Source organism: Novosphingobium anseongense (assembly GCF_037482895.1).
GTDB lineage: Bacteria > Pseudomonadota > Alphaproteobacteria > Sphingomonadales > Sphingomonadaceae > Novosphingobium > Novosphingobium anseongense.
Genome location: NZ_JBBHJZ010000002.1, coordinates 223,134 through 235,477, shown reverse-complemented (window position 1 = coordinate 235,477; position 12,344 = coordinate 223,134). Strand labels below are relative to the sequence as shown.

The window sequence follows — 12,344 nt, the reverse complement described above, 5'->3', positions numbered from 1 at the left end:
AATACGACAGTCGTATCGGCTTCCGCACAGCGGAAATGTCCGACCTAGACGAGGTATTTTTTGAGTGGTCGCTAACGGTCTTTTTGCCACGGTTCGTGCAGTTGCAGGTTCGCTCTTCGCTGCCGCCGCGGTTTTCAGCGCAAGCCCCGTGCTCGCCAACAGCAGTGCCAATGCCGACATCGCTGCCCCGCTCCGCGCCGCCCAGGCCGCGAAGCCGGCGACCGGCGGTTCGGAAGAGCAGTTCAAGCAGCTCTTCTCCAATTGGCAGGCAATCGAAAAGCAGCAGGCGCCGCAGTCGGTCAACCTGGCCGCTTCGTCGCGTGCCGCGCCGGTCGCCACGATCGGCGGCGCCAACCCCTTCCGCCGTTCGGCGGTCTCCATTCCCTCGCGCGTCCCGGTCGAAGGCGTTCACTTCTCGAGCGACTACGGCATGCGCGTCCACCCGGTCCTCGGCGGCCGTCGCGCCCACAAGGGCGTCGATCTGTCGGCTCCGGTCGGCACGCCGATCTACGCCACGGCCGACGGCACGATCAGCCGCGCCGACTGGTTCAGCTCCTATGGCCTCTATGTCTCTATCGAGCATGGCGGCAATCTCGAGACCCGTTACGGCCACATGTCGCGCCTGAACGTCGCGGCGGGCCAGGAAGTCCGCAAGGGCGACATCATCGGTTTCGTCGGCTCCACCGGCCGCTCGACCGGGCCGCACCTGCACTACGAAGTGCGCGTTGCCGGACAGGCCGTGAACCCGGTTCCCTACATGCAGATCGCCCAGATCCGCTAAGCCGATCCGCTGACAGTTTCGCCCCCCTTTGGGGTGGCCGCGAATACCCAGCCCCGAGAAAACAACAGGGGTAGAACAACAAGGGCACTGTGGAGGATGCAATCAAAGGGCGGCGCCTAGCGCCGCCTTTTTTGTTTGTGCGGCGCGGGCGTGGGTCAGACCTCCCCCTTAGGGGTAGGTGGCACGCCGCAGGCGTGGACGGAGCGGCGTCCCCGTCTTTCTTCCTATCCTTCATCGTCATCCCGGATTTGCCCGGGATCCATGCGGCGCAGCGTCGGCCATATGTCGCGCGCTTCGCGAAGCGATGGCGGATCTTTCCTCATGCGGAGCCCGGAATGGATCCTGCCTTTCGTCAGAATGACAGACGATGGTGGGAGGCGTCCCCGGCGCGTGCCTCCGTCCCTGGGAGGAAAAACCCGGGGCCGCATGGCGCGGCCCCGGCTAAGTTGGGGAGGGAGAAAAGGTCAAAAAATGACCCAGGCAACGGACGAGGCCAACGCTTCATCCGCTGTCGAGACCTAGTTATTGCGAATCATTTGCATTTGCAAGAGGAATAGTGTTCTTTGTTTTTCAGGAGAGGGAATCACCCCACCGAGAGAAAACGGGAGCCCAGAATGTACGAATTTCTCGACCGCCCGGTCACCGGTCTCGACCATGGCGGACGCTTCATGGTCTGGTCGATGCGATCCTGGGTCAAGGCGATGGGCGAGCGTCAGTGCCCCGGCACGGCGCTGGGGAGCGCTTTCGCGCGCTGGAACATGATCGCCGGCTTGCAACCCTTCCTGAGGATGATGTCGCTGTTCAACCGCAACGGGCTCGAGACCTTCCAGTTCTGCGCGCTCGCCTGCAATCACGTGTCCGAACATGAGGCGATCATCCTCAGCCTCGTCTGCTCGCTGCGCGACGGCCGCCCGGACATGCTGCGCGACACGCTGACGCTGCTGATCGAGGAGGACTCGATCGGCGACCTCCTCGAGGCACTTTCTGCGTTGGGCCGCATCATGGATGAGGCGACCATCTTTCCGGTGCGCCCGGTTACAGCAAACTGTCAGAATCCACCGCTATGATGCGGTGACGGCCGGTTGAACGGTTAACGGAGGGAGCTCCACCCCGGACAGGCGCCGGCCGGGAGCTCCCTCCAAAGTCCGGTTCCGGGCCCCGCCCTCTCAGACATACCGAAGCGATTGCACCCGCCGGCCGGCTCGTCCAAGATCGCGCGCATGGGGCAGGTAGCGGAACGGGTGCGGCGGCTCGCGACGGGCAGATGGTTCCTGCTGGCGCTCCTCTTCGCGCTGCTGGTCTTCGTCGATTACCGCCATGTCGGCCTCACGCGGATCGCCGACCAGCGCGGCGGCGACGTCCTGCTCAAGTTCAACACCAGCCGACGGCCGCCATCGGACCGCGTCGTCGTCATCGACATCGATCAGCGCTCGCTCGAGATGATGAACGATCTCGCGGGCTCCTGGCCCTGGCCGCGTTCGGTCCACGGCGAACTGATCGACTACGTCACGCAGCAAGACCCTCGCGGCGTAGCCTTCGACATCCTGTTCAACGAGGCCGACATCTACCGCCCCGAGCACGATGCCGCCTTCGCCGATGCCGTCGCGCGCCATCCCAACGTCTGGTTGGCGATGACGCTCAATGAAGACGGCGAGGGCGCCTGGGTCAGTCAGATGCCCGCCGCAGTCGGGGCGCAATCCGCGCGAAACCCGCCGGTCGATGCGCGCGTGCCGCTGATGATGCCTCTCGTCGTGGCGCCCGAGGCGATGCGCGGCGGGCTGATCAATTTCACCAGCGACAGCGACGGCGTCGGCCGCCACCACTCGTTGTACCGCGAGCGTAGCGGCTGGCGCTTTCCCTCGCTCGCGGCACGGATGCTGCGCGACCTCGGGCACCCGCTGCCGCCGGACCGCGAGATCCTGCTCAACTGGCGCAGTGGTTGGAAGCACGTTTCCTTCGCCGACGTCTATCTCGATGCCTTGCGCGAACGTCCCCTGCGTCCACGCGACGAGTTCAAGGACAAGCTGATCGTCGTCGGCACGGCCGCGCCCGGCCTGCTCGACCTGCGGCTGACTCCGCTCGCCAGCACCTATCCCGGCGTGCAGATCCTCGCGACCGCGCTCGACAACCTCGACCGCGGCGACTGGCTGCGCGAGGTGCCGCGATCGGCGGTGATGCCTTTCGCCCTGGCGCTGATCGCGCTCGTGGCGATCGGCCTCGCGCGCAACGTCAGCGCCAACCGCATCGGCTATGTCCTGCTGGCGATCACCGTCGCGGCAATCGCGGTCGGCGCGCTGGCCCTGGCCAACGGGGTCTTCGTCCCCATCTTCGGCCCGCTCGCCTTCGGCTGGACCTTCTATTTCCTCGGCTCCGCGCTCGCCTATTTCGAGGAGCGCAACCAGCGCCTGCGCACCTCGGGCATGTTCAAGCGCTTCCTCGATCCGCGCGTGGTGACGAGCCTGATCGAAACCGGCGAGATCGATCACCGCAACAGCGCCGAATCGCGCGAGGTGTCGGTGCTGTTTTCGGACATCCGCGGTTTCACCTCGCTGTCCGAAGTGTCGAGCGCCGAGGACGTGGTGGCGTTGCTCAACGGCTATTTCTCGCAGCAGGTGCAGGTGATCTTCCGCCACTCGGGCACGCTCGACAAGTTCATCGGCGATGCGATCATGGCCTTCTGGGGCGCGCCGGTCGCGACAGCGAACCACGCCGAGCAGGCGGTCGCCGCCGCGCTCGACATGTCGGCCGCGCTCGAGGCGCTGCGCGGCCAGCTCGGCGCGCTAGGGGCCGAGCTCGAGATCGGCATCGGCATCCATTCGGGCCGCGCCGTCGTCGGCTTCATCGGCTCGAACGACCGACTCGACTACACCGTGATCGGCGACACGGTGAACCTTGCAAGCCGCATCGAAGGCCTGACCAAGGGCATTGCCCGTGTGCTCGTTTCCGAAGCGACGCGCGAAGCCGCCGGCGACGCCTTCGAATGGCGCGACTGCGGCTCGCACAAGGTCAAAGGGCGCGAGGCGCCTGTGCGTCTTTTTGAACCAACGCGCCGGACCTAGAGTCGCGTTTGTACAAGTTTCGTCCCCGGCTTGCCTCTAGGACCGCGGCGGGAATGGGTGTATTCGGGTCGCGCAACCGATCGAGGGGAAAGATGAGACGTTGCGCTGCCATCCTGCTTGCCGCCGTCCTGCTCTGCCGGGTGACGAGCGCCGAAGCGGCCGAAAAGGGCCAGATCCTGCGCGCGGGTGACCTGCTGGCGCAGCCTTTCATCGATGCGGCGAAGTCCGGCCCGGTGACCGCCAACCAGCCGGTGACGATCCTCGAACGGCGTGGCGCCTGGGCTTCGGTCGAGGCAGGCAGCACCAAGGGTTGGGTGCGCCTGCTCAACCTGCGGCTCGAAGCCGGCGCGGCGCGTCCGGGCGCGACGCGGCCCGGCGGCATCGCGAGCCTGCGCACGGGTAGTTCCGGCCGCACCGCGACGACGGGCATCAAGGGCATGGACGAGGAGGACATCCGCAACGCCACGCCCGACTATCAGGAGCTCGAACTGCTCGGAACGCTTGCGGTGACCGCCGACGATGCGCGCGCCACGGCGCAGAAGGCCGCGCTCAAGGAAAACACCGTCGCCTATCTCGACAAGGGGAGGTCGCGGAAATGATCGCTCACCGTATCCTTCTGGCGGCTGCGCTGCTCGCGCTGCCCGGTGTCGCCCAGGCCCAGTTTCCCAACATCGGCGGGCTGGTGAAAGGCGTGCAGAACGTCAAGAAGCTCGGCGATTCGCTGCGCAAGATCCCCGAGCCCGAGGAGATCAAGCTCGGCGGTGATCTCGCCAGCATCATCCTCGGCGCCGCGCCGCTGGTGCAGGACGCCGAGAAGCAGCGCTACGTCAATCGCGTCGGCCGCTGGCTGGCGCTGCACAGCGATCGGCCTGACCTGCCCTGGCAGTTCGGCGTGGTCGAGACCGACGACGTCAACGCCTTTTCGATGCCGGGCGGCTACGTGCTGATCTCGCGCGGCATGTTCGACCAGATGCGCAACGAGGCCGAACTGGCCGGCGTGCTCGCGCACGAGATCGCCCACGTCGCCAAGAAGGATCACCTCGGCGCCTTGCAGGGCAGCCTGCGCAATGCCGCGCTCGGCGATTTCACCGAATATGTCGGCGGCAGCGGGGGCATTGGCGGCGCGTTCAAGTCGGCGCTGATCAACGCGGGCAAGGACATGTTCGCGCGCGGCCTCAACCACGACGACGAGTACGATGCCGATCGCATGGGCGTCGTCATCGCCGCGCGCTCGGGTTATTCGCCCTATGGCCTCGTCGGGGTGCTGCAGACGCTGAGTGCCGCGCCCGAGGAAAAGGGCTATGCGCTGATGAACAAGACCCACCCGCTGCCCGTCGATCGGATCGAACGGCTCGACCGCGCGATGGGCACCAAGTTCGACACGGTCACCGCGGTGGTCGAGGACCTGCCGAGCTTCGTCGCGCTGCGCGCCGCGCCGGCCCCCGCCGCAGCGAAATCGACACCGGCGCGCGCGCCTGCGCGTGCTCGCAGTCGCCGCCGAAACTAGCGCAGCCGCAGGATCAGGCGGTTGCGGCCTTGAGCGCTATCGTAAGCCACGATGTCGCACCAGGCGCCGACGAGCGCCAGTCCGACGCCGCCACCGCGCACCGGTTCGGGCATCTCGGGGATCGGCGCCGTGCGCGGATCGAAGGGATCGCTGTCGTCGTCGAGCACGATATGCGGCCCCGCCGTGCCATGATCGAGCGAGAGCGTGAACGCGATGTCGCGATCGTGCGCGGCGTGGCACAGGAGGTTGCTGACGATCTCCTCGACGACGATCGCCAGCCGCTGCATCGCCGGCGTCTCCAGCCCATGCGACACGGCGAACCGCTCGACCAGCGCCATGGCCGCGATCAGCGTGTCGCCCGCTTCCTGCCCCGCCTTGTGGCAGCGCGAAATGGTTGTGCCGGAAACCATGGCGATGATATGCCACGCGGTGGCGGTCAGGGGAGAATAAAATGCGTCCTCTAGCAATGCTGGTGGCCCTCGCGGCCCTATCGTTCCTGGCGAGTCCGGCCCTGGCCGAGATCGGCCGGGTCAAGAGCAACGTCGGCGCGGCCTCGGTAAACCGGGGCGGACGGATCATGCCGGTGGCCCCCGGCGTCCAGCTCGAACCGGGCGACGTGCTCGTCACCGGCCGCGACGGGCGCATGGGCGTGACCTTCGCCGACGGCACGCGCTTCGCGGTCGGCCCGAATAGCCGCGTGACCCTGACCGAATTCCAGTTCGATCGCACGCGCCAGACCGGCTCCTTCGTCACCAGCGTCGATCGCGGCTCGCTCGGCGTCGTCTCGGGGCGCATCGCCAAGTCGCGCCGCGACGCCATGCGCGTGCGCACTTCCACCTCGATGCTCGGCGTGCGCGGAACCCGCTTCGTGGTGGAAGTGCCCTGAACATGCGCCAGGGGGGGATCGTCGTCGGGCTTCTGCTGACCTCGGCCTGCGCTGCGCCGCAGACCTTGCTGCTGCCGGGCGAGGACGGCCACGGGGTCGGCGCGCTCGCGGTGCTCGAGGCAGGCGGCCAGGAGCAGGTGCTCGACGCGCCGCTGCGTTCGGCGCGGATGACCGCCGGGCGCACTTCGCTGCGTACGGTGAAGGCGATCAAGCCCGCCTACCGGCAGCTGATGAACGGTCTGCCGCCGCCATCGCGGAGTTACACGCTCTACTTCGTCGATGGTGCGACCAACCTCGTTCCCGAATCGCGCACGGTGCTTGATCAGATCCGCGCCGACGTCGCCGTGCGGCCGGGCGCCGAGGTCCAGGTCACAGGCCATACCGACACGGTCGGCAGCGAGGAGGCCAACGACCGCTTGTCGCTCAAGCGCGCCAAGCAGGTCATGAGCGTGCTCGCCGCCGAGGGCTTTTCGCCCGACGCGTTGAGCGCGGTGGGCCGCGGCGAGCGCGAACCGGCGGTCGAGACGGGCGACAACGTCGCCAATGCGCAAAACCGCAGGGTCGAGGTGATCGTCCGTTAGGGCACATCCTCCTTGGTACGGGGAGGGGGACCGCTCGCACAGCGAGTGGTGGAGGGGGCCATCGATTGACGCAGCGCTCGTTCGAGAGCCCCCTCCGTCAGCGCTGCGCGCTGCCACCTCCCCGTACCGGGGAGGATTAAGCCCCCCGATAGCTGAGCGCCAGAATCGTCAGGTCGTCGCTCGGCTCGGTCGGGTGCTCGAATAGGCGCACCGCCGCGACCAAGCTCCGCACCATGGCTTCGGGTTCGTTGTTTGCGCGCTGACCCAGCGTCTTCATCACGCCGTCGAGGCCGAACAGCGCGCCGTCGGCGTCCTGTCCCTCGGTCACGCCGTCGGTTAGCAGGACCAGCGCGTCGCCGGGGGCGAGGAACAGGGCCTCTTCAGGATAGGAGAAGGGCACGACGCAGAACGGCGGCCCGCCTTGCATGGATATCGTGCGCGGTGGCCGGCCGGGCTTGAGCAGGATCGGGTTCTCGTGCCCGGCGTTGACCATGGTCAGCTCGCCCGTCGCGCAATTGGCGAGGACCACGAGCATGGTTACTCCCATGGCATCGTCGGCATCGCGCATCAGTTCGAGGTTGAGCGTGTTGACTGCATGGGCGAGCCCGCCGCGCTCGCGCACCAGCACGCTCTTTGCCAGAGTCTTCGACAGCGCCATGTAGAGCGCGGCGGGCACGCCCTTGCCGGTAACGTCGCCGACGAAGAACAGCAGGCGGTCGGGATCGATGCGGATCGCGTCGTAGAAGTCGCCGCCCACCGAATGGGCGGGTTCGAGCACGGCCGCAGCATTCATACGCGGGTCGAGCCCGGCCAAGCGGTCGCGCGTCGGCACCATGCCGAGCTGGATCGACCGGGCGGCCTGCAATTCGCCCTCCTGCACGGCCGAGGTGACGCGCTGTTCGATCAGTTGCTGCGCGAGCTGACGGCGTTCGGTGCGGTTGCGCAGTGCGACTAGGGTGCCGAGCGCGACAGCGGCCGAAAGGCCGATCAACCCCGGTCGCAGCGGATCGAACAGAAGGCTGCCGCCCTGAAACAGCAGCCAGGACAGCGGCGGCAGCAGGAGGCCGACCGCGCCTGCGACGAACCAGGGCCAGCGCCGGCGGAGACTGCCCGCGAGGCCGACCAGCAGGACGAGCAGCAGGCCTACGGCCCACTCGCTGCCGGCGAGCCAGGCGGGGCGTGCCAGCCAACCGCCGCTCAGCAGCGCCTCGACCGCCTGGGCCTGGACGAAAACGCCGTAGCCCTCGGTCTCGAGCGGTGTCGCGACGAGGTCGGCGATGCCTTCGGCGCCGAGGCCGATCAGGACGATCTTGCCGCGAAAGGCGTCGGCCGGCACGGCCTTGGCCAGCACCCGCGCGGCCGAATGGCGCGCGCTGTCGGGGAAATGACCGAAGCGGAGCTGGACCTGGCCGGCATTGTCGACGGGAATGCGCTGCTTGCCGAGCAGCGCCGTGTCGCCGCGCCAGGCGAGCTGCGGGACGTCCTGCGCAATCCGCGCCAGCTCCGCGGCCATGCCCGGCATCGGCCGCGTGCCGGCGAGCACCGTGAAGGGCACGCGGCGGACGACGCCGTCGTCGTCGGGCGGTCCGTTGAGCATGGCATGGCCGAGCGCGACGTCGTCGAGCTCGGTGATCGAGGTGAGGACGTAGGTATAGCGCGGCGTGCCCCGCGGCGGTCGGCCCTGGACCTCGGGATCGACGAAGACCGCCTTGGGATCGCTGCCGTCGCCGTCGATGCCGAGGCGGCCGAGCACGACGGGTGCTTCGCCGAGCACTTGCGCGAAGCTCGCATCCATCGAGGGCAGCGCACCGATTGCCGCGGCCGCCTGCGGATCGATCTCGGGATAGAGCGCGACGAAGCGATCGGGATTGAGCCGGTCGGCCTCGGCGAAGATCATGTCGAAGCCGATCGCCTTGGGCTGCTGCGCCGCGATCGTCTCGGTCAGCCGTGCCAGATAATAGCGCGGCCAGGGCCACGGGCCGACCGCGGCGAGGCTCTCGCGGTCGATCAGGACGACCGCGACCTTGCCCGCGTCGATCTTGCCCCCTCCGATCTTTCTGGGTGCGAGCACCTGCCACTCGTCGAACAGCGCGCGCCGCACGGGCGGTGCCACCCACAGACTCAGCAGCGCGCCGGCCAGCGCGCCGAGCGCCGCCACCAGCCAGACGAACCGGCGCAGCGGACGGCGCGGTGGCGCGGGTTCAGATCTCGACGGTGAGGCCGTCATAGGCACAGATGACCTTGAGCGGTGCACCCTCGCGGGTCAGTTCCTCGTAGCGGATGGACTCCTGGTGCATCCGCTGGATGTCGGCGTCGCTGTAGGTCGGCTCGTGGTGGAACAGCGCCAGTCGCCGCGCCTGCGCCTGATGGCAGAGGTCGATCGCGACGACATTGCTCGAATGGCCCCAATCCTCCTTCATCGAGGCGGAATCGGCGAGCGAATACATCGTGTCGCAGATGACGAGGTCGCAATCGCCGAAGAAGGCGACGAAGGCGGCTTCCTGGTCCATGCGATCGACCTTGTGCTCGCTGTCGGTGCTGTAGACCACCGACGTTCCGGCCGCGTCAGTGAAGCGGTAACCGTAGCTTTTGTGCGAGTGGTTCTGTTCGATCAGCTCGACCGTCACCGCGCCGATTTCATAGGGCTTGCCCGTCTCGAGCGTGACGAAGCTGATCTGCGCGCGCAGCCAGTCGAAGGCGACGGGGAAGGAGATTTCCTCCTGCTGCCGGCGCAGTGCCTCCTCGGCATCGGCATGGCCCGAATGGATGACGATCTTCGTTTCGGGGTCGAACACCGGCACGAAGAAGGGGAATCCCATGATATGGTCCCAGTGGAAGTGGGACATGAACAGGTGATAGACGCGCGCGTGGCCGCGGGCACAGCGACCCATGGCGTCGAGCCCGAACTCGCGCGCGCCGCTGCCCAGGTCGCAGAGGATGAATGCCTGTTCCCCGTCTTCCGGGCCGGCCTCGATCTCGACGCAGCTCGTCGCGCCGCCATAGGTGCCGCTGACCGCGAATTCGAGTTCGTCGTCGGCGAAGGCGCGCGCCTCGTCGAGGTCGGAAAAGCGGCGTCCGTCGGCCGCGACGAGCGCGGCGGCGATCTTGTCGCGAATGGCCGCGGCCTTCTGCGCCACCGGCAGCGAGCCGCGCGTACCCCAGAACCGGACTTTCATCCCCCCTCCTGACTGTGACTGGCCGCCTGCGAGTGCCCCCCGTGCGGTTCAAACGTCATCGATGTCGTCGAAGACCTGGAAAACCTTGTCGTAGCGGCTGATCGCCAGGATCTCGCGCATGATCTGGTTGGGCCGCGCGAGCACGATTGTGATGCCGCTATCGGCCGACTGGCGCTGCGCCAGAGTCAGGCCGCGTAACCCGCGCGACGACATGTAGTCGATGCTGGCGAGGTCGATCGCCAGGCGGGTCAGGCCATCGCCCGCGGCGCCGCCGATCTCCTGCGCCAGGCGTTCGGCGAATTCGGTGGCGGTCGTCTCGTCCACGCGCCCGATCGGGGCGATCAGGCGCAGGCCCTCGCGCGTCTCGATCGTCCAGTCCAGATTGCCCCGCGTCATGCGGCAAGGTTAAGCGATCGCTAGGCACTTGGAAAGCGCCGGCTTGCCCGTCGCGTGGCCGGGTACCCCGGATCGGGACAGGCTTTAGCGGGGCTTAGGCGGAGGTGCGGGTGCGGCATCGTCCTCGCGCGGCAAGCCGGTATCGCGCGCCTCGCCCTCGATCACCAGGTCGGGCCGTCCGGTGAGCTCGCCGAGCGCGCGCTGGACCTTGCCGATCACCTTGTCGATCGCCTTCGTCGGTTTCGCTTTGGTCATGTCCGATCAACCGCGAGGACCCGACGAAAGTTCCGTCCACACGTTCTGCGGAACGGCAAAGCGGAAATGCGGTGAACTGCGGGACATCGCATTGACGTCGCAGGCATTTTGTTACGGATTCGTGATGGGATGAGTGGGTTCACTTTGCGAGGGGTCGCGGGATCATGAATCGAGACAGATTGCCGGAAGGCAGGGATGCAGCGCTTGCGGATCATCGCGATCTGGCGCTTTTCGTGGCGACGCTGTTCGAGCGTCTGGGCGGCCGGCTCGAGATCGATCGCCACGGGCGCCGTCACGTCCGCCGGCTCGAACACTCGCACCTGCGCCGCGGACCGATCCCGCAACTCGCCGATGCCGCGCCATCCGAGCGCTTCGCCTCGGTCGAGGAATGGGAAGGCGCGGTGAAGCTCGCCGAATACTGGCTGGCGCGGCTCGGAGACGCCGATCGCGAATATGTGTTCACCCTGCTCGGGCGTACCGAACTCGATCTTCCGCACCGCTTCGACTTTCGCGAGAGGCTCTAGCGATTGCCAGCGATACCGACGTTTTTTCTCTGGCAAGGCAACACAGATTAATGTCGCATGCGCGCATGATCCCTAAGCAGGGGCAAACGGGCGCGGGAATGACATGAGGCAAAAGGATATCGACGTGCTCCGCGGAGTGCGGATTCTGATCGTCGAGGACGAACCACTGCTGTCGATGGCGATGGTCGACGAGATCGAAGAAGCCGGCGCGCGGGTGGTTGGCCCGGTCGCTTCGGTCGAAGGGGCGCTGGAGATCCTGGCCACGACGCCGGTCGATGCCGCCATTCTCGACGTCGAACTGCAGAAGCAGTTGGTCTATCCCGTCGCCGATCGCCTGATCGAGCGGGACGTGCCTTTCGTGCTGACCACGGGCCACGATGCCGACGGCCTGCCCGAGCGCTATGCCGCGGTGCCGCACAGCGCCAAGCCGGCACCGGCGAGCGAGGCGCTTACGATGCTGGCGGACCTGCTCAGCCGGCGCTGAAGCCAATCAGGACGGCAGCGCCGGGTCCACGGGAACCGAGCCGATCGAAGCCAGGATGACGTCGATCACCTTGTCGGAGAAAGCGACGATCTCTTCGTCCTCGACATGGCGCTGACCGCTCTCGGCGCGGTGCCAGCCCGATATCGCCGAGTGGAACAGCTGGGCGAAGAAGCTCCAGTCGATATTGGGATCGCCATAGGCGGCCATGTCGCGCTGCAGGGCTTCGACCGAGCGCCGGGTGATGATCTCGTCCCATTCGCGCGCCAGATCGGGAAAGGCGCGAGCGGATTCTGTCAGCAGCGTCGCGATCCGGCGAAATTCGGGCCAGCTCTGCACTTTGACGATCGCACGCGCGTACTGGCGCAGGCGTGCTTCCAGGTCTTCCGGAACGGGTCGAGTCTGCGCCGAGGACCGCTGGCCCCATTCCTCGAGCTGCTGCTCGAGAATCGCGCGGAACAGCGGCTCCTTGCTCTCGTAGCGCGCATAGAGCGTGCCCTTGGAAACCTTCGCCGCGGCGGCGATGGCGTCCATGCTCGCGGCCTCGAAGCCCAGCTCGACGAACAGTTCGAGCGCAGCAGCCCGGATCTCGGCGTCGATCGCGGCGACACGCTCGGCCGTCGGACGGCCGCGCCGGCTCGGCGCCGGCTTGCCGGACGCGTCGGTCGACTGATCGGCCGGCTGCACCATCGTCTGCT

General features: G+C 67.3%; 15 protein-coding genes. 9 read left to right on the top strand and 6 right to left on the bottom strand.

The window, feature by feature from the left end; genetic code table 11:
* The first annotated feature begins 148 nt into the window (after positions 1-148).
* The 5 genes from WG901_RS09785 to WG901_RS09765 all read left to right on the top strand — a co-directional run bounded on the left by WG901_RS09785 (position 149) and on the right by WG901_RS09765 (position 5,347).
* On the top strand, positions 149-781 hold the full coding sequence (locus WG901_RS09785) for a M23 family metallopeptidase (RefSeq protein WP_339586882.1): 633 nt from the start codon (positions 149-151) through the stop codon (positions 779-781).
* Positions 782-1,395: 614 nt separating this feature from the next.
* Positions 1,396-1,848, top strand: coding sequence for a hypothetical protein (locus WG901_RS09780; protein WP_264444843.1), 453 nt, complete (start codon positions 1,396-1,398; stop codon positions 1,846-1,848).
* A 153-nt stretch (positions 1,849-2,001) separates the two neighbouring features.
* The gene (locus WG901_RS09775) at positions 2,002-3,840 is read left to right on the top strand and encodes a CHASE2 domain-containing protein (RefSeq protein WP_339586881.1); all 1,839 of its coding nucleotides are present in this window, start codon (positions 2,002-2,004) and stop codon (positions 3,838-3,840) included.
* 92 nt (positions 3,841-3,932) lie between these two features.
* A complete protein-coding gene (locus tag WG901_RS09770; protein ID WP_339586880.1) occupies positions 3,933-4,439 on the top strand; it encodes a hypothetical protein in 507 nt (168 codons plus the stop codon).
* On the top strand, positions 4,436-5,347 hold the full coding sequence (locus tag WG901_RS09765; RefSeq protein WP_339586879.1) for a M48 family metalloprotease: 912 nt from the start codon (positions 4,436-4,438) through the stop codon (positions 5,345-5,347). Before WG901_RS09770 ends, WG901_RS09765 begins: the two co-directional genes overlap by 4 nt.
* Here the strand turns inward: WG901_RS09765 and WG901_RS09760 are convergent.
* Entirely contained in the window at positions 5,344-5,757 is a 414-nt protein-coding gene (locus WG901_RS09760) for an ATP-binding protein (RefSeq protein ID WP_339586878.1), read from the bottom strand. The genes WG901_RS09765 and WG901_RS09760 overlap by 4 nt on opposite strands.
* 41 nt (positions 5,758-5,798) lie before the next feature.
* On the opposite strand from WG901_RS09760, the gene WG901_RS09755 reads away from it, so the two are divergent.
* Both WG901_RS09755 and WG901_RS09750 read left to right on the top strand, forming a co-directional pair.
* On the top strand, positions 5,799-6,233 hold the full coding sequence (locus tag WG901_RS09755) for a FecR family protein (protein ID WP_339586877.1): 435 nt from the start codon (positions 5,799-5,801) through the stop codon (positions 6,231-6,233).
* A gap of 2 nt (positions 6,234-6,235) precedes the next feature.
* Positions 6,236-6,814 (top strand): OmpA family protein, encoded by a 579-nt coding sequence (locus WG901_RS09750; protein ID WP_339586876.1) that lies wholly within the window; start codon positions 6,236-6,238, stop codon positions 6,812-6,814.
* Positions 6,815-6,950: 136 nt separating this feature from the next.
* On the opposite strand, the gene WG901_RS09745 is transcribed toward WG901_RS09750, so the two are convergent.
* The 4 genes from WG901_RS09745 to WG901_RS09730 all read right to left on the bottom strand — a co-directional run bounded on the left by WG901_RS09745 (position 6,951) and on the right by WG901_RS09730 (position 10,641).
* Positions 6,951-9,041, bottom strand: a complete 2,091-nt coding sequence (locus WG901_RS09745) for a CHASE2 domain-containing protein (RefSeq protein WP_339586875.1) — start codon at positions 9,039-9,041, stop codon at positions 6,951-6,953.
* Positions 9,016-9,990 carry an MBL fold metallo-hydrolase gene (locus WG901_RS09740; RefSeq protein WP_339586874.1) on the bottom strand — a complete coding sequence of 325 codons (975 nt, stop codon included), beginning with the start codon at positions 9,988-9,990 and terminating at the stop codon, positions 9,016-9,018. Before WG901_RS09740 ends, WG901_RS09745 begins: the two co-directional genes overlap by 26 nt.
* A 48-nt stretch (positions 9,991-10,038) precedes the next feature.
* Positions 10,039-10,386 carry an STAS domain-containing protein gene (locus WG901_RS09735; RefSeq protein ID WP_339586873.1) on the bottom strand — a complete coding sequence of 116 codons (348 nt, stop codon included), beginning with the start codon at positions 10,384-10,386 and terminating at the stop codon, positions 10,039-10,041.
* 84 nt (positions 10,387-10,470) lie between these two features.
* Positions 10,471-10,641, bottom strand: coding sequence for a hypothetical protein (locus WG901_RS09730; protein ID WP_339586872.1), 171 nt, complete (start codon positions 10,639-10,641; stop codon positions 10,471-10,473).
* A 179-nt stretch (positions 10,642-10,820) separates the two neighbouring features.
* Between WG901_RS09730 and WG901_RS09725 the strand changes: the two genes are divergently transcribed.
* Positions 10,821-11,165 carry a hypothetical protein gene (locus tag WG901_RS09725; RefSeq protein WP_339586871.1) on the top strand — a complete coding sequence of 115 codons (345 nt, stop codon included), beginning with the start codon at positions 10,821-10,823 and terminating at the stop codon, positions 11,163-11,165.
* A 103-nt stretch (positions 11,166-11,268) separates the two neighbouring features.
* Positions 11,269-11,649, top strand: a complete 381-nt coding sequence (locus WG901_RS09720; RefSeq protein WP_339586870.1) for a response regulator — start codon at positions 11,269-11,271, stop codon at positions 11,647-11,649.
* A gap of 6 nt (positions 11,650-11,655) precedes the next feature.
* Here the strand turns inward: WG901_RS09720 and WG901_RS09715 are convergent, their stop codons facing one another.
* The gene (locus WG901_RS09715; protein ID WP_339586869.1) at positions 11,656-12,336 is read right to left on the bottom strand and encodes a TetR/AcrR family transcriptional regulator; all 681 of its coding nucleotides are present in this window, start codon (positions 12,334-12,336) and stop codon (positions 11,656-11,658) included.
* Between the last annotated feature and the right edge of the window lie 8 nt (positions 12,337-12,344).